At 60.5% G+C, this 20662-nt stretch carries 24 protein-coding genes, 4 tRNA genes and 2 pseudogenes; 15 read left to right on the plus strand and 15 right to left on the minus strand.

Going from position 1 to position 20662, the window contains the following annotated elements:
• Positions 1–27 precede the first annotated feature (27 nt).
• Positions 28–831 (minus strand): RadC family protein, encoded by an 804-nt coding sequence (radC, locus tag ACSQ8R_RS06700; protein ID WP_436252634.1) that lies wholly within the window; start codon positions 829–831, stop codon positions 28–30.
• A 3-nt stretch (positions 832–834) separates the two neighbouring features.
• Complete coding sequence (map, locus tag ACSQ8R_RS06705; protein ID WP_436252635.1) at positions 835–1671, minus strand: type I methionyl aminopeptidase; 837 nt, start codon at positions 1669–1671, stop codon at positions 835–837.
• Between the two features lie 179 nt (positions 1672–1850).
• Between map and ACSQ8R_RS06710 the strand changes: the two genes are divergently transcribed.
• A complete protein-coding gene (locus tag ACSQ8R_RS06710) occupies positions 1851–2099 on the plus strand; it encodes a type II toxin-antitoxin system Phd/YefM family antitoxin (protein WP_436252636.1) in 249 nt (82 codons plus the stop codon).
• Complete coding sequence (locus ACSQ8R_RS06715) at positions 2089–2370, plus strand: type II toxin-antitoxin system RelE family toxin (RefSeq protein ID WP_436252637.1); 282 nt, start codon at positions 2089–2091, stop codon at positions 2368–2370. The genes ACSQ8R_RS06710 and ACSQ8R_RS06715 overlap by 11 nt, the downstream gene beginning before the upstream one ends.
• Here ACSQ8R_RS06715 and sfsA read toward each other — a convergent pair.
• Both sfsA and ACSQ8R_RS06725 read right to left on the minus strand, forming a co-directional pair.
• Complete coding sequence (sfsA, locus tag ACSQ8R_RS06720) at positions 2367–3074, minus strand: DNA/RNA nuclease SfsA (protein WP_436252638.1); 708 nt, start codon at positions 3072–3074, stop codon at positions 2367–2369. The genes ACSQ8R_RS06715 and sfsA overlap by 4 nt on opposite strands.
• 11 nt (positions 3075–3085) lie before the next feature.
• On the minus strand, positions 3086–4933 hold the full coding sequence (locus tag ACSQ8R_RS06725; protein ID WP_436252639.1) for a PHA/PHB synthase family protein: 1848 nt from the start codon (positions 4931–4933) through the stop codon (positions 3086–3088).
• Between the two features lie 122 nt (positions 4934–5055).
• On the opposite strand from ACSQ8R_RS06725, the gene ACSQ8R_RS06730 reads away from it, so the two are divergent.
• From ACSQ8R_RS06730 to recJ, 5 genes are all read left to right on the plus strand, one after another.
• Positions 5056–5457 carry a hypothetical protein gene (locus tag ACSQ8R_RS06730; protein ID WP_436252640.1) on the plus strand — a complete coding sequence of 134 codons (402 nt, stop codon included), beginning with the start codon at positions 5056–5058 and terminating at the stop codon, positions 5455–5457.
• A gap of 144 nt (positions 5458–5601) precedes the next feature.
• The gene (locus ACSQ8R_RS06735; protein ID WP_436252641.1) at positions 5602–6819 is read left to right on the plus strand and encodes an LL-diaminopimelate aminotransferase; all 1218 of its coding nucleotides are present in this window, start codon (positions 5602–5604) and stop codon (positions 6817–6819) included.
• Positions 6820–6883: 64 nt separating this feature from the next.
• The gene (locus ACSQ8R_RS06740) at positions 6884–8206 is read left to right on the plus strand and encodes a homoserine dehydrogenase (RefSeq protein ID WP_436252642.1); all 1323 of its coding nucleotides are present in this window, start codon (positions 6884–6886) and stop codon (positions 8204–8206) included.
• A gap of 135 nt (positions 8207–8341) precedes the next feature.
• A complete protein-coding gene (locus ACSQ8R_RS06745) occupies positions 8342–8614 on the plus strand; it encodes a hypothetical protein (protein ID WP_436252643.1) in 273 nt (90 codons plus the stop codon).
• 88 nt (positions 8615–8702) lie between these two features.
• On the plus strand, positions 8703–10535 hold the full coding sequence (gene recJ / locus ACSQ8R_RS06750; protein ID WP_436252644.1) for a single-stranded-DNA-specific exonuclease RecJ: 1833 nt from the start codon (positions 8703–8705) through the stop codon (positions 10533–10535).
• A gap of 89 nt (positions 10536–10624) precedes the next feature.
• Here recJ and ACSQ8R_RS06755 read toward each other — a convergent pair whose 3' ends face one another.
• Positions 10625–11071 carry a hypothetical protein gene (locus ACSQ8R_RS06755; RefSeq protein WP_436252645.1) on the minus strand — a complete coding sequence of 149 codons (447 nt, stop codon included), beginning with the start codon at positions 11069–11071 and terminating at the stop codon, positions 10625–10627.
• Positions 11068–11997: pseudogene (locus ACSQ8R_RS06760) on the minus strand (IS3 family transposase); the annotation flags it as partial. The gene ACSQ8R_RS06755 and the pseudogene ACSQ8R_RS06760, both read right to left, overlap by 4 nt.
• A gap of 64 nt (positions 11998–12061) precedes the next feature.
• Here ACSQ8R_RS06760 and ACSQ8R_RS06765 point away from each other — a divergent pair.
• Complete coding sequence (locus tag ACSQ8R_RS06765; RefSeq protein ID WP_436251768.1) at positions 12062–13114, plus strand: IS110 family transposase; 1053 nt, start codon at positions 12062–12064, stop codon at positions 13112–13114.
• A 238-nt stretch (positions 13115–13352) separates the two neighbouring features.
• Here ACSQ8R_RS06765 and ACSQ8R_RS06770 read toward each other — a convergent pair.
• The 6 genes and pseudogenes from ACSQ8R_RS06770 to ACSQ8R_RS06795 all read right to left on the minus strand — a co-directional run.
• A pseudogene (locus tag ACSQ8R_RS06770) lies at positions 13353–13616 on the minus strand (transposase); the annotation flags it as partial.
• Positions 13617–13642: 26 nt separating this feature from the next.
• The gene (locus tag ACSQ8R_RS06775; RefSeq protein WP_436252646.1) at positions 13643–14152 is read right to left on the minus strand and encodes a hypothetical protein; all 510 of its coding nucleotides are present in this window, start codon (positions 14150–14152) and stop codon (positions 13643–13645) included.
• Positions 14153–14374: 222 nt separating this feature from the next.
• Positions 14375–14449, minus strand: a tRNA-Glu gene (locus tag ACSQ8R_RS06780).
• 160 nt (positions 14450–14609) lie between these two features.
• Positions 14610–14684 (minus strand) — tRNA-Glu (locus tag ACSQ8R_RS06785).
• A gap of 121 nt (positions 14685–14805) precedes the next feature.
• Positions 14806–15315, minus strand: a complete 510-nt coding sequence (locus tag ACSQ8R_RS06790; RefSeq protein ID WP_436252647.1) for a hypothetical protein — start codon at positions 15313–15315, stop codon at positions 14806–14808.
• Positions 15316–15559: 244 nt separating this feature from the next.
• On the minus strand, positions 15560–16000 hold the full coding sequence (locus ACSQ8R_RS06795; protein WP_436252648.1) for a VOC family protein: 441 nt from the start codon (positions 15998–16000) through the stop codon (positions 15560–15562).
• 222 nt (positions 16001–16222) lie between these two features.
• Between ACSQ8R_RS06795 and ACSQ8R_RS06800 the strand changes: the two genes are divergently transcribed.
• From ACSQ8R_RS06800 to ACSQ8R_RS06820, 5 genes are all read left to right on the plus strand, one after another.
• Positions 16223–16801: a cold-shock protein gene (locus ACSQ8R_RS06800; RefSeq protein WP_037084473.1), complete on the plus strand. Its 579-nt coding sequence runs from the start codon at positions 16223–16225 to the stop codon at positions 16799–16801.
• The gene (locus tag ACSQ8R_RS06805; protein ID WP_436252649.1) at positions 16801–17280 is read left to right on the plus strand and encodes a DUF192 domain-containing protein; all 480 of its coding nucleotides are present in this window, start codon (positions 16801–16803) and stop codon (positions 17278–17280) included. Before ACSQ8R_RS06800 ends, ACSQ8R_RS06805 begins: the two co-directional genes overlap by 1 nt.
• Before the next feature lie 115 nt (positions 17281–17395).
• Positions 17396–17472: transfer RNA gene (locus ACSQ8R_RS06810), tRNA-Pro, on the plus strand.
• A 51-nt stretch (positions 17473–17523) separates the two neighbouring features.
• Entirely contained in the window at positions 17524–17829 is a 306-nt protein-coding gene (locus ACSQ8R_RS06815; protein ID WP_436252650.1) for an ETC complex I subunit, read from the plus strand.
• A gap of 41 nt (positions 17830–17870) precedes the next feature.
• A tRNA-Arg gene (locus tag ACSQ8R_RS06820) sits at positions 17871–17947 on the plus strand.
• Between the two features lie 152 nt (positions 17948–18099).
• On the opposite strand, the gene ACSQ8R_RS06825 is transcribed toward ACSQ8R_RS06820, so the two are convergent.
• The 3 genes from ACSQ8R_RS06825 to ACSQ8R_RS06835 all read right to left on the minus strand — a co-directional run bounded on the left by ACSQ8R_RS06825 (position 18100) and on the right by ACSQ8R_RS06835 (position 19652).
• Positions 18100–18468, minus strand: a complete 369-nt coding sequence (locus ACSQ8R_RS06825; protein WP_436252651.1) for a hypothetical protein — start codon at positions 18466–18468, stop codon at positions 18100–18102.
• 99 nt (positions 18469–18567) lie between these two features.
• Positions 18568–18813: a hypothetical protein gene (locus ACSQ8R_RS06830; protein WP_436252652.1), complete on the minus strand. Its 246-nt coding sequence runs from the start codon at positions 18811–18813 to the stop codon at positions 18568–18570.
• Entirely contained in the window at positions 18810–19652 is an 843-nt protein-coding gene (locus tag ACSQ8R_RS06835; protein WP_436252653.1) for a hypothetical protein, read from the minus strand. The genes ACSQ8R_RS06830 and ACSQ8R_RS06835 overlap by 4 nt, the downstream gene beginning before the upstream one ends.
• A gap of 317 nt (positions 19653–19969) precedes the next feature.
• Between ACSQ8R_RS06835 and ACSQ8R_RS06840 the strand changes: the two genes are divergently transcribed.
• The gene (locus ACSQ8R_RS06840; RefSeq protein ID WP_436252654.1) at positions 19970–20224 is read left to right on the plus strand and encodes a transcriptional regulator; all 255 of its coding nucleotides are present in this window, start codon (positions 19970–19972) and stop codon (positions 20222–20224) included.
• Between the two features lie 221 nt (positions 20225–20445).
• Positions 20446–20628: a helix-turn-helix domain-containing protein gene (locus ACSQ8R_RS06845; RefSeq protein ID WP_436252655.1), complete on the plus strand. Its 183-nt coding sequence runs from the start codon at positions 20446–20448 to the stop codon at positions 20626–20628.
• Positions 20629–20662: the final 34 nt, after the last annotated feature.

The raw sequence follows: 20662 nt of genomic DNA on the forward strand, positions 1-20662 counted from the left end.
CGTTTCGCCGCCTGAGGCCGTGAGAACTCAGATCAGCCTGAGCCCTTTCAGGCTGACATGCCCGTCCTTGCCGATGATGATGTGGTCATGCACCGTGATACCCAGGGGTTTCGCGGTGTCGACGATCGTCTTCGTCATGTCTATATCGGCGCGGGAAGGGGTGGGGTCGCCGCTCGGATGGTTGTGCACGAGGATGATCGCCGTCGCCGAGAGCTCCAGCGCCCGGCGCACGACTTCGCGCGGATAGACCGGCGTATGGTCGACGGTACCGTGGCCCTGCACCTCGTCGGCGATCAATGCATTGCGCTTGTCTAGGAAGAGGATACGGAACTGTTCGCGGGGCTCGTAGGCCATTATCGCGTGGCAATAATCGATCACGGAAGACCACGACGACAGGACCTGCTTGCCGCGCAGCTCGCTCTTCAGCATCCGATGACCGACGGTCGCGACGAGCTTCAGGTCGAGCGCCACCGCCTCGCCGACACCCTTGACCTCCTGCAGCAATCCGAGCGGCGCTCCCAGGACGCCGGCAAGGGTTCCGAACCGGGCGATCAGCGCCTTGGCAAGCGGTTTCGTATCGCGGCGCGGGATCGACCGGAACAGCAGGAGTTCAAGGATCTCGTAGTCGGCAAGCCCGGTATCGCCATGTTCGCGATACTTGGTTTTGAGGCGCTCGCGGTGACCGTGGTAATGCGCGCCGGGTTCTTCGTCGTCCATCGAGGCGGGTTTCTTGATGGCTTTCGGCTTGGTCAGCTGTTCGGCGAAAAAGCCGCGCTCGTCCTCGATGAAGAAGGTCTGTTCGTCCGGGGGAGGAGCGGAGCGGCTTGCCATCCGTTACCTCGAAAGCGGCGGCAGGCCGGGCCGATCGAAGCCTCCCGGCGACAAGGTGAAGATCTCGCAGCCGGTGGCCGTGACGCCGATCGCATGTTCGTATTGCGCCGACAGCGACCGGTCGCGGGTGACCGCCGTCCAGCCGTCGGACAGCACCTTCACATGCGGCTTGCCGAGATTGATCATCGGCTCGATCGTGAAGATCATCCCTTCCTTCATCTCCGGGCCTTCGTCGGCGCGGCCGTAATGGAGGATGTTCGGCGAGTCGTGGAAAAGCCGGCCGACGCCATGGCCGCAGAAATCGCGCACCACCGAGCAGCGCTCCGCTTCCGCATAGGTCTGGATCGCCTCGCCGATCGCGCCGGTGCGGGCGCCGGGACGCACTGCCGCGATGCCACGCATGAGGCATTCATAGGTGACTTCGAGCAGGCGTTCGGAGGCGCGCTTGATCCCGCCCACCGGATACATGCGGCTCGAGTCCCCGTGCCAGCCGTCGAGGATATAGGTGACGTCGATATTGACGATATCACCTTCCCGCAAAGGCTTGTCGTCGGGAATGCCGTGGCAGACGACGTGGTTGATCGAGGTGCAGGAGGATTTCGTATAACCGCGATAGTTCAGCGTCGCCGGCAGCGCGCCATGGTCCATGCCGAACTCGAAGACGAAGCGGTCTATCGCATTGGTGGTGACGCCGGGCTGCACGATCGCCGCAAGCTCGTCGAGGCAGCGCGCCGTCAGCAGGCAGGCCTTGCGCATGCCGGCAAAATCTTCCGCACTATAGAGGCGGATCGCACCCGTATTCTTCAGGGGGGCGGAAACCGCCTCGATATAGCTGACCATGGTTCTTCTCTCGCAATCTCTTCGTTCATAAAACAGCAGAGCCCGGTTCGTCCATGGCGATCGGTGATTTCAAGACGGTTTCTTACAGAGACACAGGCCGTGACGTTATCCAGAAGGCCTTTTAATGCACCTTTGACAGGGCTATATAGAGTACGGATAACAGCCCGAAGGAAGCCGCTATGGTCAGCATCGTCCTCGCCGAAGTCACCGCCAGCGTTTCCGAACTGAAGCGCAATCCCATGGGAACCGTCGCAGCAGGAGACGGGGCTCCTGTGGCTATCCTCAACCGGAACGAACCGGCCTTTTATTGTGTGCCCGCCAAGGCTTACGAAGCGATGATGGATCGGCTGGAAGACCTGGAGCTCAACGCGCTTGCGGAGAGCCGGACCGGAGAAGCCGTCATCAAGGTGACGCTGGATGGGCTATGAGCTCGCGTTTCTGGATGTTGCGCTGAAGGAATGGCGTAAGCTCGACTCGAATATCCGTGAGCAGTTCAAGAAGAAATTGACTGAGCGCCTCGAAAGTCCGCGCGTCGCTGCCGCCCAGCTTCATGGATCCAAGAACCGTTACAAGATCAAGCTGCGTGCCATCGGCTATCGCCTCGTCTATGAGGTTCGGGACACGCAACTGGTCGTACTGGTGATCGCCGTCGGCCGGCGAGATCGAGACGCAGTCTACAGGGCCGCTGAAAAGCGTTAGCCCGGTTCGTCCATGGCGATCAGCCCCGACGGCGCGATTTCCTCCGGCGAAACGCGGCAATGGAGGGCATAGGCCTCGACGCCGCGGGATTTGGCGCGCTCGAAGGCCACCGCATAGAACGGGTCGAGATCTCCGCAGATCCGGAAACGCGAGCAGTCGAGCCGCTGGATGAGATAGATCATCACCGCCCGGTGACCAGCCGCCGCCATGTCGCCCAGTTCCTCCAGGTGCTTGGCGCCGCGCTTGGTGACCGTATCGGGAAATTCGGCCAATCCGGGTTCGCGGCAGAAATGCACGTTCTTGACCTCCACATAGGCGTTCGGCAATTCACCGCCCAGAAGCAGGAAGTCGATGCGGGAATTGCGGCCGTAGCGCTGTTCGCGCAGGATGGTTTCGTAACCGCCGAGGCTCGGGATCAGCCCGGCGCGGATCGCTTCTTCCGCCAGCCGGTTCGGCAGGCCGGTATTGATGCCGATGCGCTCGCCGTCCACCTCGACCATCTCGAACATGTGCCGGTATTTGCGGGTCGGGCTGTCATGCAGCGACACCCAGATTTTCGAGCCCGGCGTCGTCAGCCCGCGCATCGAGCCGGTATTGGGGCAGGACCCGGTAAACGGCGTGCCGTCCTCCAGCACGGCGTCGAACAGGAAACGTTTGTAGCGTTGCAGGAGGGTCGCAGGCACCAGCGGCGGATCGAAACGCATCGGCGAAAGGATCAGACGCGCTCGAGCACATAGGTGCCGGGAGCATCGGCAATCGCGTTCAGCGCCTTGCCGCCGGGCTTGCGGGCCGGCACGCGGCTGTCGTCTCTGGCTTCGATCCAGGCATGCCAGTGCGGCCACCAGGATCCCTTGTTCTCTTCGGCACTCGTCATCCAGTCCTCGTACGGGCCTTCGGCCTTGCCGCCGGTCCAGTACTGGTATTTCTGTTTGTCGGGCGGATTGACGACGCCGGCGATATGTCCGGAGCCGGTCAGCACGAAATCCACCGGTCCGCCGAACAGCGAGGAGCCAAGGAAGACGGATTTCGGCGGCGCGATATGGTCTTCCCGGGTGGCGAGATTGTAGACCGGGATCTTGATGTCCTTCAGCGAGATCGTCTTGCCGGCAAGCTTCATTTCGCCCTTGCTCAGCTTGTTGTCGAGATAGCAGTTGCGCAGGTAATAGGCGTGGTTGGCGGCCGCCATGCGGGTGCTGTCGGAATTCCAGTAGAGCAGGTCGAAGGGCATCGGCTCCTGGCCCTTCAGGTAGTTGCTGACGACATAGGGCCAGATCAGTTCCGAGGCGCGCAGCATGTTGAAAGCCGTCGCCATCTTAGAACCGTCGAGATAACCGACCGCATTCATCTGCTTTTCTATCGCCGAGATCTGCTCCTCATCGACGAAGACCTTGAGATCGCCCGCATAGGTGAAATCCACCTGGGTGGTGAGGAAGGTCGCAGACGCGATGCGGCTGTTCTTCTTCTGCGCGTGATAGGCAAGGGTCGCGGCAAGCAGCGTGCCGCCAACGCAATAACCGACCGCGTTCACCTGTTTTTCGCCTGTGGCCTTCTCAATCGTCGTCAGCGCGAAGTCGATGCCTTCGTGCATGTAGGATTCCCAGTCCTTCTTGGCATGCCGCTCGTCCGGATTGACCCAGGAGATCACGAACACCGTATGGCCCTGGTCGACGCACCACTTGATGAAGCTCTTTTGCGGGTTGAGGTCGAGAATGTAGAATTTGTTGATCCAGGGCGGGCAGATGAGGAGAGGGCGCTTCAGCACCATTTCCGTCGAGGGTTCGTACTGGATGACCTCGCAGACCTCGCTCTGGGCGATCACCTTGCCCGGCGTCAGCGCAATGTTGCGGCCGATCGCGAACTTGGTGGTATCGGTATGGCGCAGCCTCAGTTCACCGCCTCCGGCAGCGACGTCCTCGGCGAACATCTTCATGCCGGCCACCAGGTTGGCGCCGTTGCTGGCGACCGTCTCGCGGTAGACTTCCGGATTGGTGAGAGCGAAATTGACCGGCGAAAGGGCTGCCGTGATCTGCTTCACGTAAAAGGCGGCCTTGTGCCGCGTGTGTTCGTCGAGCCCTTCGGCTTCGTTGACCAGTTTGTCCGCCCAGGAGGCGGTGACCAGATAGAGCTGCCGGAGGAGGGCAAAGAACGGGTTCTTCATCCAGTCATCGTCGGCGAAACGTTTGTCTTTCGGCAGGGTATCCGCTTCGGGAGGGACCGCTTGGCCGGAGAATTGGCCGAGAGTGCGGGTCCAGATGCCGATATAGCTCGAGAAGAGCAGGGTCTGCGCCTCGAGCGTCCGCTTCGGATCCGAAATCCAGTATTCGGTGACCTTGGAAAGGGTCTTCACGAGATCGGTCACCGGGTCCGCGACCGAATCGCCGATCTCGCCGCGTTCGCGGGGACCGAGCCATTCCGATGCCGCCTTGCCGAGATTTTCGAGCGCCCGGGCGAAGTTCATGGCGAGCGCCTGCGGGTCCTTGACCACATAGGCCTCGACCGATTTGGGGTCGAATCCGGGAAATTCCTGTCCGGCTTGCCCTTTATCGTCGGTCTTTTCCGCCACGTGCAGCCTCCCCACAGTTTGTTGGTTGTTTTCGTTTGTACATTGTGCCTGAAAGCGAATACAAGTGCCAGCGATCGGCGCCTTCAGGTGCATTGGCCGATGACGGAAACTGGGTTACGGAAATGGAAAAACTGAGGCATCGGGTCGGCAGCTTACCGCTTTTCATCGGTCTTGGCGCGCTCTCTCTGCTGGCCGGCTGCAACAGCAACACCTTTGCTCTGGATGACGGTATTCCAAACACCGCACCGCCGGCCGTCATCGTCCAGAACAAGACCGCGCCGCCGCCAGGCCCCGTCGCCAGGCAGAACACCGGCGTCTATCCGAGCTTCGATCCGACGCTGCGCGCCGCGGCCGAGCAGATCGAGGACGAGGATTACAACAAGACCGAGCCGCGCCTTGCGTCGCTCGCCCGCCTGCGCAGGTCGGGCTCGATCTCGGAAGCCGAATATCAGCGCCGGGTCGCCGAATACCGCAAGCTCGCCGCCGAGCACGGCAAGGACGCATTGGCCAATATCGCCAAGTAGTCCGGACAAACCAGGTCATCTGGGCGATCGGTATCGGCAATTAGCACTTGCGTTTCGGCGCTTTTGGTCGCAAAGCAAAAAATCGCCAATCATGCGACACCGGCGCGTCGCGTCCGACGCTGCGCGCCCTCCACGGGGAGAAAGATGGAAGAGTTTCATAAAGTCCGACGCCTGCCGCCATACGTCTTCGAACAGGTCAACCGTTTGAAGGCCAGCGCGCGAGCGGGTGGCGCGGACATTATCGATCTCGGCATGGGCAATCCCGACCTTCCGACCCCGAAGGCGATCGTCGACAAGCTGTGCGAAGTGGTCCAGGATCCGCGCACCCACCGTTATTCGTCCTCCAAGGGCATTCCCGGCCTGCGCCGCGCCCAGGCCGCCTATTACGCCCGCCGTTTCGGCGTGAAGCTCAATCCTGATACCCAGGTTGTCGCGACGCTGGGCTCCAAGGAAGGCTTCGCCAACATGGCGCAGGCGATCACCGCGCCTGGCGACGTGATCCTCTGCCCGAACCCGACCTATCCGATCCATGCCTTCGGCTTCCTGATGGCAGGCGGGGTGATCCGTTCGATGAATGTCGAGCCGGACGACAGCTTCTTCCCGCCGCTCGAGCGTGCGATGAAGCATTCGATCCCGAAGCCCCTGGCGCTGATCCTCAACTACCCGTCCAATCCGACGGCGCATGTCGCTTCGCTGGACTTCTATAAAGAGGTGGTGAGCTTCGCCAGGAAGCACGACATCATCGTGCTGTCGGACCTTGCCTATTCGGAAATCTATTTCGAAGGCGAGCCGCCACCGTCCGTGCTGGAGGTGCCGGGCGCCATGGATATCGCCGTCGAATTCACGTCGATGTCGAAGACCTTCTCCATGCCCGGCTGGCGCATCGGCTTTGCGGTCGGCAACGAGCGGCTGATCTCGGCGCTGACCCGCGTCAAGTCGTACCTTGACTACGGCGCCTTCACGCCGATCCAGGTTGCCGCGACCCATGCGCTCAACGGTGACGGTTCCGACATCGCGGAAGTCCGCAACGTCTACAAGCGCCGCCGCGACGTGATGGTCGAAAGCTTCGGCAAGGCTGGTTTCGAAGTGCCGCCGCCGGCCGCCACCATGTTCGCCTGGGCGAAGATCCCGGAAAAGTTCCGCCACCTCGGCAGCCTCGAGTTCTCGAAGCTTCTCGTCGAAAAGGCCGACGTCGCGGTCGCACCGGGCATCGGCTTCGGCGAGATGGGCGACGACTACGTTCGTCTGGCACTCGTCGAGAACGAACACCGCATCCGCCAGGCGGCACGCAGCATCAAGAAGTTCCTGTCGACGGCCGACGAGACGATGCACAACGTCATCTCGCTCAACACGCGCCGCTGATCGGACCAGCATTTCCGGCGGCCCATGCGGGCCGCCACCTCCCAGGCAATCAGGAAGAAATAGCATGGCAGACGCCCTCAAAGTCGGCATTGCGGGTCTCGGCACTGTGGGTGCCTCGCTCGTCCGGATCATCCAGACCCGCGCGAATGAACTGGCGACCACATGCGGCCGTGCGATCGAGATCACGGCGGTCACGGCGCGCGACAAATCCCGCGACCGCGGTATCGATATTTCCGGCATCACCTGGTTCGACACGCCCGAAAAGCTGGCCGCCGAGGCCGATATCGACGTCTTCGTGGAATTGATGGGCGGCGCCTCGGGCGCTGCTGCCGATTCCGTTAAGGCAGCGCTGACCCGCGGTCTCCATGTGGTGACGGCCAACAAGGCGCTGCTCGCCGCTTCCGGCGTCGAACTCGCCAGGATCGCCGAGGAGAAGAGCGTCCTTCTCAATTTCGAAGCGGCCGTCGCCGGCGGCATTCCGGTCATCAAGGCGCTTCGCGAGTCCCTGACCGGCAACACCGTGTCGCGCGTCTACGGCATCATGAACGGCACCTGCAACTACATCCTGACCCGGATGGAGAAGGAAGGCCTGTCGTTTGCCGATTGCCTCAAGGAAGCGCAGCGGCTCGGTTACGCCGAGGCCGACCCGGCCTTCGACATCGAGGGCAACGACACGGCCCACAAGCTCGCCATCCTGACGACGCTCGCCTTCGGCACGAAGATTGCCGCCGACGAGATCTATCTCGAAGGCATCAGCAATATCTCGATCGAGGACATTCATGCGGCGGCCGACCTCGGCTATCGCATCAAGCTCCTGGGCGTCGCCCAGCAGACCGACAGCGGCATCGAGCAGCGCGTGCATCCGACCATGGTGCCGCATGACTCGGTCATCGCGCAGGTCGATGGCGTCACCAATGCGGTGGCGATCGAATCCGATATCCTCGGCGAATTGCTGATGGTCGGCCCCGGCGCCGGCGGCGATGCGACCGCGTCCGCCGTTCTCGGCGATATCGCCGATATCGCCAAGAGCAGCCCGGGCGCGCAGCGCGTACCGGTCCTCGGCACCCCGGCTGCTTCCCTGGCGCCTTACAAGCGCGCCCGCATGCAGAGCCACGAGGGCGGTTACTTCATCCGCCTGACGGTCGCCGACCGCACCGGCGTCTTTGCCAGCATCGCCGCCCGCATGGCGGAAAACGGCATCTCGCTGGAATCGATCATGCAGCGCCCCAAGCCGGATGCCGCGACCGACACGCCGAAGACGATCATTCTCGTCACCCATGCGACCACCGAGGATTCGGTCCGCAAGGCGGTCGATGCGATCAAGGCCGAGAGCTATCTCGTCGGCGAGCCCCAGGTGATTCGCATCGAGCGGCCCAAGGCTTTCTGAAAAGCCGCAGCGTTCCAAAGCCGGTCCAGCTGTTTCCTGTGGGAAACGCAGGAACCTTTCAGGAACGTTCGCGAAAACGAATGCCGCAAAGGCTCCCCGGCTGGCCGCTGAGGGGCCTCCGGACGTAGCTTGTCAGTGGCAATCACCGTCGAGGAGGCTTGCGCGATCGCCATGAATACGCGGGCTATGGATAGGCGGAAAATCAGCACCCGGAACAAGGGGTATCGGCTGCAACTCGGTGAGGCCCACCCCAGGCCACATGACTGCCGGCCCATTCGTCTTGTCCACGCCAACGATCAGGCGAGCGGCGACGGTCTTGACGGGCGATGGAGTTTTACCTTCCTGCTTGTCTTCTTCGCGGCTGCGGCCAGCATCAGCGGCTCGGCATTTGTCTGGTCGCTGCTGTGATGGGTCGCCAATCGAAAGACGGCCCGATCCATCCACTGATCTCGTCAAATCGATTCCTCTCGCACCCGCGATACGCTAGAAGCGCTTCATGACCAGAATTTTCTCCGCGCTTTCATCCTCGGCGGAAACGGTTGATCCCGTCCCGCGCGCATTCCTCGGCGTCGAACGCTCCGCGGGCGACCAGCGCTGGGTGTCGCGTCTCGACCAGGCGGCGCAGAACCGGGCGCTGGCGATCGCCCAGATTCATGGCATTCCCGATCTCGTCGCCCGGGTGCTCGCCGGCCGCGGCGTCGCGCTCGACGATGCACCGGCTTTCCTCGACCCGACGATCCGCTCGCTGATGCCGGATCCTTACACGCTGACCGATTGCGAAAAGGCTGTGCACCGGCTCAGTGACGCGATCGCCAGGCGGGAAAAGGTCGCGATCTTTGGCGACTATGACGTCGACGGTGCGTCTTCTTCGGCGTTGCTCTACCGGTTCCTCCGCCATTTCGGCGTCGAGGCGGAAATCTACATTCCTGATCGCATCTTCGAGGGCTACGGCCCCAATCCGACGGCGATCCGCCAGCTGATCGCCAATGGCGCAAGCCTGATCGTCACCGTCGATTGCGGCTCCACCAGCCATGATGCGCTCGCCGCGGCCCGCGACGAAGGCTGCGATGTCGTGGTCATCGACCACCACCAGCTCGGCCACGAACTGCCGCCGTGTCTCGCGCTCGTCAACCCCAACCGCGAGGACGATCTTTCCGGCCAGGGTCATCTCTGCGCCGCGGGCGTCGTCTTCCTGGTCTTGGTCGCGGCCGCGCGGCACTTGCGCGAAATCGGCGATCCACGCGCCAGGTCGCTCGACCTGCTCGCCTGGCTCGATATCGTGGCGCTGGCGACCGTCTGCGACGTGGTGCCGCTGAAGGGCCTCAATCGCGCCTACGTGGTCAAGGGCCTGATTGCGGCCCGCCATATGGGCAATGCCGGGCTTGCGGCGCTGTTCCGCAAGGCGGGGCTGGGCGGCCCGGTGACGCCCTATCATTTCGGCTTCCTGATCGGCCCCCGCATCAATGCCGGCGGACGCATCGGCGATGCGGCGCTCGGCAGCCGTCTGCTGACGCTGGAAGATCCGATTGAGGCCGAGGTGATTGCCGCTCGGCTGGATGAGCTCAACCGCGAGCGGCAGGCCATGGAGGCGGCCATGCTTGCCGAGGCGGAAGCCGAAGTGCTTGCCGAATACGGCAACGGCGAGGGGGCAAACGTCATCGTCACGGCGCGCGACAAGTGGCATCCCGGCATCGTCGGGTTGATTGCGGCGCGGCTGAAGGAGAAATTCAAGCGGCCGACCTTTGCGATTGCCTTCGATCCCTCCGGCAAGGGCACGGGCTCCGGCCGTTCGATCAACGGCTTCGACATGGGCCGCATGGTCCGCGCGGCCGTCGATGCCGGCCTGCTCGTCAAGGGCGGCGGCCATGCCATGGCGGCGGGGCTGACGGTCGAGCGCAGCAATCTCGGCCGCCTGCGCGCCTTCTTTGAGGAAATGGCGGGCGAGGGCGTGCCGGCGCTGGTCGCCAATCACGTGCTGAAGATCGACGGCGCGCTATCTGCGTCGGGCGCGACACTCGAACTCTTCGACCAGCTCGAGCAGGCCGGCCCCTATGGCTCGGGCCATTCGCAGCCCGTCTTTGCCATCCCCGCCCACCGCCTGAAGGATGCCCGCCTTGTCGGCACCGCTCATATCAAGGTGACGCTGGAGGCGGCCGACGGCTCGCGTCTCGAAGGCATCGCCTTCCGGGCGGCGGAAACGCCGCTTGGGAACATGCTGCTGAATTCGAGGGGTGCCCAGATCCACGCCGCCGGCTGCCTCAGCGCCGATCAATGGCAGGGCACGCGCCGGATGCAGCTTCGCCTGCTCGACGCGGTGAAGGCTCTGTAAGAGCGCTCAAGTGGGTTTGCGGGAGCGAGCGTTACCTGCTTTGGCAGGGCGGCGTTTTTCTCGTTGCGCAACATGTTTGCACAGTACTGTTATGGATTGAGCGCTTTCCACCATAGAGGGAGTGAGACATAAGGGTCCCCCAAATCCCAGAACAGCTTGCCCGCAAGGACGGTCACAATAGTCCACCATATTTTCCGATGGAACTTCGGCCGAGTGTCTTGATCGGTGAGTTCTACAAGTGGAAACGCCCACTTGGTGTAAGAAAACAATAGCCGGTAAAACCATAGGGCACAAAAACCGACATAGAGATAAGCCGCTGATGTCACGACGGCATTCACGTTGCCGAAGTGTTGCTGGATTAACGGCGACGCGTACCAGCAGGCATAGATGCTAGCCGGCAGGCCCATGATTAAGAGCCCGAAGTCATAAATAAAGCCCTTATGGAAGAGGTTTCGAATGTGCCGCCGTTTTTTGATCCGCTTACTTACAGCCTCTTCGATGGCTGTTCGCCAACTGACCTGCCATGGAACTTTCATCCAGCGGCGACTAGAGCCCCGGCGGTTTTGAATACGCCAAGTGGCGCGGTGTGAGCAACCGGCGGAAACGCGTAGCCTTCATCTTGCGTAGCGTTGGAGCCGGTTGCGGCGATGGTCCCGGCAAAATCTGCCGGGGTTTGGTATCCGAGCGAGGAGTGCGGCCGGAAATGGTTGTAGTCGTCCGCCCATTCAGCAATGGCGCTGCGGGCATGATCGAGGCCGAAGAACAGGCTTTCGTTGAGCAGCTCGTCGCGCATGCGCCCGTTGAAACTCTCGACATAGCCATTCTGCATCGGCTTTCCTGGCGCGATGTAGTGCCATTCGACCTTGTGATCCTTCGACCAGGCGAGGATGGCATTCGACGTGAGTTCGGTGCCGTTGTCGGAGACAATCATTCCTGGCTTGCCGCGTCGTTCGATCAGCGTCGTCAGTTCTCGGGCGACCCGCCGACCAGAGATAGACGTGTCCGGGATCGCTGCCAGGCATTCGCGCGTCACATCATCGACAATGTTGAGCACGCGAAAGCGTCTGCCGCAGGCAAACTGGTCATGCACGAAGTCCAGCGACCAGCGGGCATTGGCCTTCGCCTCGACCAGGATCGGCGCACGCGTGCCGACGGCACGCCGCCTGGCTTTCCGCTTGCGGACGGAAAGACCTTCCTCGCGATAGAGCCGGTAGATGCGATTGACGCCAGACCGCTCTCCGTCCCGCCGGAGCAGGATGAACAACCTTCTATAACCGAAGCGCCGTCGTTCATTGGCCAAGTCGCGCAGCTTTGCTCGCAGCGCCACCTCCGGCGGTCGGCACGACCGGTAGCGGATCATCTTGCGGTCAGCGGATATGATCTGGCAGGCCCGCCGTTCCGAAAGACCCATCACGGCCTTCAGATGCGTGACGGCGTCACGCTTGGCGGCAGGCCCTACCATTAATGGGATGGTCCGCCTCGTCCTCCTGCCGCATCATGAGGCTTTCAAACTGAAGGAGGTTGCAATGCCACAGCGCAATGTGCCGCGCCCAGCGGCTGTCTACGGAATTGATATCGGCAAGAACATATTCCACGTCGTCGGTCTCAGAAGCGATGGCGTGCCCGTCCAGAAGGTTCGGTTCCGACGCGACACACTGCTGCAGTTCTTCGAACGAGCGGCGCCGGCGATCGTGGGGATGGAATCGTGCGCGGGATCTCAGTGGATCGCCAGGAAGATACAGGCTCTCGGGCATAGGGTACGCTTGATCCCCGCACAGTTTGTGAAGCCCTACGTCAAATCGAACAAGTCCGATATCATCGATGCGGAGGCGATCGCTGAGGCGGCGACCCGACCAACGATGCGGTTTGCAGCACTCAAAAGCGAAGAACAAGCCGATCTTCAGGCTTTGCACCGGGTGCGGGATCAGATGATCGGCACAAGGACACGCCTGATCAATCAAATGCGAGCATTCTGCCTCGAATACGGGATCGCCCTGCGGCAAGGCGCGGGCCTGTTCAAGCTCGACCTGCCGCAAGTTATCGAGGACCGGTCAAACGACCTTTCGTCGGCGATGCGTAAGCTGCTTGCAGATTTGTTCACCGATCTAGGCCAGTTGGAACGACGCATCGGCGACGTCACACGCGAGATCGAAGCTGTAGCCAGTCGAGAGGATGCCGCAAGACGGCTCATGACGATCCCTGGGATCGGAGCGTTGGGGGCAACTGCGCTCCTGGCTGCCATTGGAAACGGCCGGCAATTCCAGAAAGCTCGCGATCTGGCAGCGTGGCTTGGCCTTGTGCCACGGGAATACTCGACCGGAGGAAAGCAGAAGCTTCTCGGCATCAGCAAGCGGGGGAACCGCTATGTGCGCAAGCTCCTCGTACATGGAGCACGATCCTGCTTTCGGCACCTCGACCGAACACGAGATCGATTGGGGAACTGGCTGGATGGCCTTCAGGCTCGGATGCACCCCAACAAAGCTGTCGTCGCACTTGCCGCTAAAATGGCCCGGATCGTCTGGGTCGTCCTGACCAGGCCTGGAGCGCTCTACGAACGCAGAGACCCTGCCTTCACCTGAGGATCCAAGCTCGATTGCAAGGCTCGGGAATAGTGATGACGAAACAGTGGATCAACATGCCGTAAGCCCTGTGCAAAAAAGCGGGCTTCGTGCCTGGACCATTTATTGGGAACGGCGTGTGCGGATCTCATCATGGCCTGGCTGCAACCGCAGTCCACTCGCGAGAGGCCGGATACATTTATGCAACTGGAATCGTCATTTGCGATGTCGCGAACTCTTGCACGGACGAGGCGGACCATACATTTTTTGCAAGAAGCTCGCGCAGTGCGGCTGCATCCAGCATCTGTTCGGCCAGCAGCTTCTTCAGCCTCGCGTTCTCGTCCTCAAGCGCCTTCAGCCGCTTCGCCTCGGAGACCTCCATGCCGCCGTATTTGGCTTTCCAATTATAAAACGTCGCTTCTGAAATTCCGTGCTTGCGGCAGAGATCGGCCGCTTTCGCTCCTGCCTCCTGCTCCTTCAACACCGCAATAATCTGCTCTTCCGTAAATCGCTGCTTCTTCATTCGTCCGTCCTTTTATGGGCCGGACTCTAATCCATTCTGGAGGAAATTACCCGTGGCAGGTCACAACCAGCCCGACGTCCTTGGATGTTGAGGTGCGTATTGTTTGCGGTCGGGCTCGAAATGAGTTGTGCGGCGTCTAGCAAAGGTGGCTGGCTAAAATCCAAAAAAAGATGGAAGTAGTGCGAGGGGTCGAAGCCGGCATTTTGCTTATAGGGTGTGACGTTGGAGACGTAAAAGCTCTCTATAAGATGCCCCTCTGCATCGAACTCAATATCAACTGGGTCGGAAGTGTGGACTGACGAGCCGTCACTATAGTTCACTGTTGCCAGGATTTTGAAGATATCTGTTCTCGCTCTAGCAAGAAACTCCTCGTGATCTTCCTGAGTTTGATCATCCCGTTTTTTAGTTTGCGCAAGCTCAATCTCTCCCTGTTCGCTCACAATAGCGCTGAGGTCCGACATCAGGGCTTTCAGGCCAACTAAAGAAAATGAGACCGAGCCGTAATTAATATGCTTCTGTGTCGGCTTGTTGGACATAGACGTTCCCCACCTTCGGGCAAATAATACCCGCTTTGGTTGGAACGGTTGTTCGGCAAAATTCAGTAATCCCCAGCTTTCTCTTTTGTCTTCAGGGAAAGAACACTTCGTTGAACGGCGAGATCAGGCCGCAGATATCGAGGCTGATACCGAAACCAAGAATGTTGCTGAGGAGCAAATTTGTCTTGTCGGTCGTTACATTTGCTGGGGAAGAAAAAGAAGTGGCACGCCCTAGGGGAGTCGAACCCCTCTTCCCAGAATGAAAATCTGGTGTCCTAACCGATAGACGAAGGGCGCGTGCGCTTCGTGGTGGCGCCCTTATAGTCAGGGTGTTTCTATCCCGCAAGCGCAAAATTGCATTTTCCAGCGCTTGCGAACGCAAAAAATCACGCGGCCGCAAAACGTTGCGCGAAAGCTGGATACGGAAACAAAAACAAAAGCTTGGGGGAGGTGGAAGTGGCACGCCCTAGGGGAGTCGAACCCCTCTTCCCAGAATGAAAATCTGGTGTCCTAACCGATAGACGAAGGGCGCCTGCGCTTCGTGGCGCTCTTATAGAGAGGGGATTTCTTTCCCGCAAGCGCTAAAGCCATCTTTTTTACAAAAAAATGACGGCCTTCCCGACATTGGTCACTCAAGCGAAAATAGCGTCGAATCAGCAGCTTAAAGGATTGCCCTGAGCGTCGGTCCCGCAGGCTGCGGCGGGCGTGGCCTGCGGCATGCTGTAGACGCTGGCGGTGGTGGCGTTGAAATTCCGTCTCGGCAGATTGGCCGGAACCGGGCCGTTGCCGGATGGCGCGGCCGCCATGGGCGGGTTCGCCGAAAAGATCGTACCGCTGTCGGCGCGCACGCCGGTCGATTGGGTCGAAAGGCCGGCAATCGAGGCCTGCTGTGGCTGTGCCGGCGCCGGCGGGAACGTATTTTCCGCGGTGGGAACGGCAGCCGGTGCGATTGCGGCGGTTGCCTGGGCTGACTGCGCCTCCGCCTTGGGGGCGGCCGGAGCGACATGGCGGTTCGAAGCCGTGGTGCCGCCCTTGGCAAGGATGCCCTTGGCGCTTGCCGGCACCGTGGTGCGCGGCGCGGGCGTCGCGGCATCAGCCGTCTTTTTGCTGGTGGTGCAGCCGCCGAGCGTCAAGGCGGAAAGACAGGCGATCACCAGCGCCATGCGGACGTTCGAACAAAGGAAAGGCGTTTTTGGCAAGGCATGCCCCGTCGGCTCGTTTCGCGGGCGTCATGCCGCGAATCATCTTGCCCGAGCATCTCGCGGAAGGGCGCCATCGACAAGCCGGTCGGGGCAGGCGAGGTCAGCCTGGGGAAAGGTTAGGGCCTGGGGAAAGGTTGGGGCCTAAGGAAAGGTTGGGGAAGGAACGCGGCGGTCGGGTAAAATCGAACCGCCGCGTCGAGAACTTCTACCAGCTGCCGATATTCGGCGCTGAAGCCCAGGGTTCGGCAACCGGCAGGTTGTCGCCTTTCTGGAGCAGTTCGATGGAAATTCCGTCCGGCGAGCGGACGAACGCCATCCGGCCTTCGCGCGGCGGACGGTTGATGGTGATGCCGTTGTCCGAAAGGTGCTGGCAGAATTCGTAGATGTTATCGACCTCATAGGCGAGGTGACCGAAGTTGCGACCTGCGGTATAATCTTCCGTGTCCCAATTGTAGGTCAGCTCGACGCAGGGTGCGAGATTGGTCTTGGCGTCGCTGAGATCGCCGGGTGCTGCGAGAAAGACGAGCGTGAAACGGCCCTTCTCGTTCTCGATGCGGCGGATCTCTTCAAGGCCGAAAACGGTTGTGTAGAAATGAAGTGAGGCGTCCAGGTCTTTCACCCGGACCATGGTATGAAGATAACGCATTATGGTGTCTTCCTCCGATAAATCCAGTCGCCAATAGACCGCGTTCGGGTCCGTGCTGGATATGGCGCAGACGCAAGCCCGGAGCAAGCCACTCTGGATAGAGATGAACGTGGATAAAACCAAGGCAGGGACTTGCGCTAGATGGTTAGCAGGATGTTAATCTATCCTCTAAGAATCAGTTGATCGTCACGTCGTAACGCGTAATCGAGGGGCCGACAGGATATGGCAGACAGAATGTCATCGAAAGACGTTGGCAGTTTCGAGGAGCTTCCGGGCGAACCGGTCGAGCTGATCGAAATCACCGGCGTCGTCAAATGGTTCGATGTGGCGAAGGGGTTCGGCTTCATTGTTCCCGACAACGGCATGCAGGACGTGCTTCTCCACGTCACCTGCCTTCGTCGAGACGGATACCAGACTATTCTGGAAGGCACGCGCATCGTCGCGATGATCCAGAAGCGGGATCGCGGCTATCAGGCGTTCCGCATCCTGTCCATGGATCAGTCGACCGCCGTGCACCCTTCGGATCTTCCACCGGTACGCACGCACGTCCAGGTGACGGCAACCAGCGGCCTTGAGCGGGCTTTGGTGAAATGGTTCAACCGCACCAAGGGTTTCGGCTTCCTGACGCGCGGCGAGGGGACGGAAGATATCTTCGTGCATATGGAGACGCTGCGCCGGTTCGGCCTCACTGAGCTGCGTCCGGGCCAGGTCGTGCTGGTGCGCTTCGGACCGGGTGACAAGGGCCTGATGGCGGCAGAAATCCACCCCGACAATCCCAATCCCGTGAGCCGGTCGCACTGATGCGTTTCTCGTTTCCATCGTTTCTGAAAAGCGCCCTTGCGGCGCTTTTTCTCATCTTGGCGGGCAGCGCGGTTGCGCAGGACGTGACCTTTCCGCGCGACGAGCTTTCGATCAAGACGGCCTCCGGCCAGACCTACAAGTTCTCCGTCGAACTGGCCTTTACCGATGCCCAGCGCGAGCGGGGGCTGATGTACCGCAAGGTGATGGCGCCGGACGCCGGCATGCTCTTCGATTTCGGCACGCCGCGGTCGGTTTCCATGTGGATGGAGAACACCATCCTCGCCCTCGACATGCTGTTCATCCAAGGGGATGGCACGATCTCGCACATCCGCGAGAACGCGGTGCCCTATTCGCGTGACATCATCGATTCGCGCGGACCGGTGAAATTTGTGCTGGAGCTCAATGCCGGCCGCGCGAAGTCGCTTGGGCTCAAGGTGGGCGACAAGGTGATTAGCAAACGTATCGGCAATCAGTGGTGATCCCTTGTGGTCATCTTCCGGGTTATCCTCGGCTTGTTTGCTTTAGCGTAACCGCGGTTCCATTTTGCTGTTGCGGCACAAGGGGGAACCGTGTATCTCGCAACCAACGTAGGAACGGAGTGTAGCGCAGTCTGGTAGCGCATCTGGTTTGGGACCAGAGGGTCGGGAGTTCGAATCTCTCCACTCCGACCACGCTTTCAGGAGGAGCTCCTCATCCGTTCCATTCCATGGAGCGTTACAGGAATGGCCGCCAAGATCTATCGTCCCGCAAAGACCGCCATGCAGTCCGGCAAGGCCAAGACCCATCTCTGGGTGCTGGAATTCGACCAGGAACAGCCCCGCCGCATCGATCCGATCCTTGGCTACACGTCCTCCGGCGACATGAAGCAGCAGCTTCGCCTGACCTTCGAGAGCCAGGAACAGGCGGAAGCCTACGCCAGGCGGGAAGGCATCGAATACCGCGTCATTCAGCCGAAGGATCCGAATCGCCAGATCGTTTCCTACACCGATAACTTCCGTTTCAACCGCAGCCAGCCCTGGACGCATTGATTTTAGCCGCTCGGGCTTTCCCGGGCGCCGCTGCCGAGATCGGCCCCTTAGCTCAACTGGATAGAGCAGCTGCCTTCTAAGCAGCAGGTCGCAGGTTCGAGTCCTGCAGGGGTCGCCAACAAATTCAACAACATAGCAGCCCTGAAAACTCAGGTGTCCTTTTCGGGGTAACGCCTGGGGTAACGAGGGCGCAAAAAAGCCCGCTCCATTCGCGAAGCGGGCAGGGCAGGGAACGTTAGGCGCGATCAAGTGGCCAATTTGTCCACTCGATTACGAGGCTCGGCCCTTCTTGATCGGATGGGCTGCAAGGAACGCCTCGTCGGCCGCGATCAACTCGGCAATCTCCTCCCGACTGATTCGGGCGGTTGAATAAAGGTCCCCCATCCTCCGCCGCTTCCATTCGATAGCGGCCTGATCTGGCGCGGGCGTTCTGATCTGTCTCTCGGTCGCCGCTTTCATGTTGGCAAGCATCCGATCGCGCTTGCTGTAAATCGCAACCTCATCCTCATCTGTTAGATGCTGCTCGACCACGACGCGATCAAAGATCAGCATGGCGTCATGGATTTCGAGGCGCGCATGATGGAGCCTCAGCGTGGCTTCGCCCTTGTGCCATGCCGTCCGGCGCGCGTCACGGAGCATGCGGTTATATTCGATGTCCGTTAGAGCCCCCCTGGGGAAGGGGCTCCATGACGCGGCTCATGAACTGATCGAGCTGCTTGCGCTTCTTGAGGGCGATGCTCATTCGGCTTCTCCATCGCCTTCGCGGGTGGCGCGCTCAACAGCGTCGTGTAACTCACCATGCAGTTCGCCTATATGATCGAGAACGGCCGCGATGCTGCCGGAACGTTCCCTGAGCCTGCCCGCGGGCTCCCCGTGGTCGTTGAGATAATCCGCCGCATCGCGGGTAACCTGCAGCAGGGCGATTATCAGATAGCTGCGCGCTACGTCAGCCGGGGTAATGGCGTCGTTGGTCTTCATCTTCATGCCCTCCCGGCCATATCAATGACCGCCTGGATCAAGCGGGCGGTGTCTCCGAGGAACCCACGGTTCCCGATCTCCGACGCGAAGACGGGGCTGGCGGCAAGGATCTCCGCCTTGATCGCGAGGCCGGCCGGCGTGAAGGCCGGAATGCGGGAGATTTTCGAAGCTGCCCTGTCCACCTTCGCGTCAGTCTTCCAGATGCGTTCTTTCAGGGCGTCTACGCCCGATGCAGCCCTGAGCCGTGCAGTCTCCTCCTCATAGGCTTTGGCGACAGGGATCAGTCTGCGATACTTCCGGATCATGTCTTCGCGGTGGGCGCGGTGGCGAGCGAGGGACTTTTCAGTCCGGCCGACCGGAGTGCATTTCTCCCACGAGGCAAGCGCTTCCTTGGCGTTCTCATGTGTGAGGACATGGAAGCATGTCTTCTCTTGTTTGGCGCGCTGCCTCGCATTCAGCCGTTTGGTGAGGACGCTGGTGTCCCGCATCAAGAGCCGACCGGCAATGTCCCGCTCCGCGGTTTCTCTCCAGCCGTGGGAAGACTGCGCGTTGGCGCCGCCCAGCAGGTCTTCAGGTGCGAGCGGCCACAGGTGCCGCCATTCATCGACAAGCCATTCCAGCGCCGTCTTTGCCTGTTCATGTTCGGCGCGAGATGCCAGCAGTTCAGCGTGAGCCTGCAGCAGTTCGGGGTTCTCGGCGGTGGAAGCGGCTGCAGACTTCGCCGGGGAAGGCGTTGCGACGACGGCGACGGAAGCCGATGCGGCTGCGATGCCGGTAAGCATCTGGCGGCGGCTCATCTTGGGTTCCAAGGCTGCAGCGACTGTGATAGCTTTGTTGTTGGTCATTTTCGGTTCCTTCCAAGGGTTTCGTTGTGATCTTGGATCGGGGAGGAGTTCCAGCTCCCTCCCGATCCGTTCCGCTTTAGCGGGCTCCGATGGGGCGATAAGCGCGCGAGACGCTGAACGCGAACGTCAGTCTTCCGACCTTCAAGAACCTGATCCCGCCGACGCGGCGAGCGCTGATGTTGAAGGCGCTTCCAAAAAAATTAACCATGCTGTCAACTCCCGGCTTGATATTCGTCAAGAACGCTTGTGGTTTCGTTTTTGATATGTAACTTGCGAAAAACATAACCGTGTATTAGAGTGATTGCAAGAGGTAACTTGTGAAAAAGGAAAGTTTGATGATAACCCCGGAACAGTGCCGAGCGGCGCGCGCACTCCTGGACTGGACGCAGGGCGACCTCGCGGAGCGGAGCCTGTTAAGCGCCGTCTCGATCCGGGCTTTTGAGAAGGGGGGCGATATGCGGGAATCTAATAGACGCCTTCTCCGCATGACACTTGAGAGTGCAGGCATTGTTTTCATCGACGAAAACGGCGGCGGCGCTGGCGTCCGGCTGGCGAAACCCAAGGTGGATTGACATTCGAATCGACTCAAAATCTCCGAAGAACAAAGCTTGAACACACAAGGTTCAGTTTTGGTTCACGTTTCCGGCCTATCTCGCGGAAATCTTTGCTTATTTTCCCACAGGAAATGCGGTTTTTGTGGATAACGCGACTCTACCAAACCATCAACGTATGGTTTATGATAGATTAAGAATGTTGCTGACCGATCACAGTCCACGAAAGGAAGATCAGACTGATGACCTACATGACGAGCGCCCAAGTGCGCGACCGGTTCAAGATTTCGGATGCCACGTTGTTTCGGTGGACCCGCGACAAGGATCTGGAGTTCCCTCAGCCGATGAAGGTCAAGCGGCGCAAGCTGTTTGATGAAGCTCGGTTGATTGAATGGGAGCGAAAGCGCTCCACGGAGGCTGCATGAAGAGCCTCAACAACGAAAGGCAGCAGGGTCCATC

Origin of the sequence: Neorhizobium sp. LjRoot104, from assembly GCF_964253725.1 — a bacterium.
Classification (GTDB): domain Bacteria; phylum Pseudomonadota; class Alphaproteobacteria; order Rhizobiales; family Rhizobiaceae; genus Neorhizobium.

Excerpts from the sequence above, each read along its gene's own strand:
- radC (WP_436252634.1), bottom strand. The coding sequence starts at position 831 with ATGGCAAGCCGCTCCGCTCCTCCCCCGGACGAACAGACCTTCTTCATC.
- map (WP_436252635.1), bottom strand. The coding sequence starts at position 1,671 with ATGGTCAGCTATATCGAGGCGGTTTCCGCCCCCCTGAAGAATACGGGT.
- ACSQ8R_RS06710 (WP_436252636.1), top strand. The coding sequence starts at position 1,851 with ATGGTCAGCATCGTCCTCGCCGAAGTCACCGCCAGCGTTTCCGAACTG.
- ACSQ8R_RS06715 (WP_436252637.1), top strand. The coding sequence starts at position 2,089 with ATGGGCTATGAGCTCGCGTTTCTGGATGTTGCGCTGAAGGAATGGCGT.
- sfsA (WP_436252638.1), bottom strand. The coding sequence starts at position 3,074 with ATGCGTTTCGATCCGCCGCTGGTGCCTGCGACCCTCCTGCAACGCTAC.
- ACSQ8R_RS06730 (WP_436252640.1), top strand. The coding sequence starts at position 5,056 with ATGGAAAAACTGAGGCATCGGGTCGGCAGCTTACCGCTTTTCATCGGT.
- ACSQ8R_RS06735 (WP_436252641.1), top strand. The coding sequence starts at position 5,602 with ATGGAAGAGTTTCATAAAGTCCGACGCCTGCCGCCATACGTCTTCGAA.
- ACSQ8R_RS06740 (WP_436252642.1), top strand. The coding sequence starts at position 6,884 with ATGGCAGACGCCCTCAAAGTCGGCATTGCGGGTCTCGGCACTGTGGGT.
- recJ (WP_436252644.1), top strand. The coding sequence starts at position 8,703 with ATGACCAGAATTTTCTCCGCGCTTTCATCCTCGGCGGAAACGGTTGAT.
- ACSQ8R_RS06755 (WP_436252645.1), bottom strand. The coding sequence starts at position 11,071 with ATGAAAGTTCCATGGCAGGTCAGTTGGCGAACAGCCATCGAAGAGGCT.
- ACSQ8R_RS06765 (WP_436251768.1), top strand. The coding sequence starts at position 12,062 with ATGCCACAGCGCAATGTGCCGCGCCCAGCGGCTGTCTACGGAATTGAT.
- ACSQ8R_RS06775 (WP_436252646.1), bottom strand. The coding sequence starts at position 14,152 with ATGTCCAACAAGCCGACACAGAAGCATATTAATTACGGCTCGGTCTCA.
- ACSQ8R_RS06790 (WP_436252647.1), bottom strand. The coding sequence starts at position 15,315 with ATGGCGCTGGTGATCGCCTGTCTTTCCGCCTTGACGCTCGGCGGCTGC.
- ACSQ8R_RS06795 (WP_436252648.1), bottom strand. The coding sequence starts at position 16,000 with ATGCGTTATCTTCATACCATGGTCCGGGTGAAAGACCTGGACGCCTCA.
- ACSQ8R_RS06800 (WP_037084473.1), top strand. The coding sequence starts at position 16,223 with ATGGCAGACAGAATGTCATCGAAAGACGTTGGCAGTTTCGAGGAGCTT.
- ACSQ8R_RS06805 (WP_436252649.1), top strand. The coding sequence starts at position 16,801 with ATGCGTTTCTCGTTTCCATCGTTTCTGAAAAGCGCCCTTGCGGCGCTT.
- ACSQ8R_RS06815 (WP_436252650.1), top strand. The coding sequence starts at position 17,524 with ATGGCCGCCAAGATCTATCGTCCCGCAAAGACCGCCATGCAGTCCGGC.
- ACSQ8R_RS06825 (WP_436252651.1), bottom strand. The coding sequence starts at position 18,468 with ATGCTCCGTGACGCGCGCCGGACGGCATGGCACAAGGGCGAAGCCACG.
- ACSQ8R_RS06830 (WP_436252652.1), bottom strand. The coding sequence starts at position 18,813 with ATGAAGATGAAGACCAACGACGCCATTACCCCGGCTGACGTAGCGCGC.
- ACSQ8R_RS06835 (WP_436252653.1), bottom strand. The coding sequence starts at position 19,652 with ATGACCAACAACAAAGCTATCACAGTCGCTGCAGCCTTGGAACCCAAG.
- ACSQ8R_RS06845 (WP_436252655.1), top strand. The coding sequence starts at position 20,446 with ATGACCTACATGACGAGCGCCCAAGTGCGCGACCGGTTCAAGATTTCG.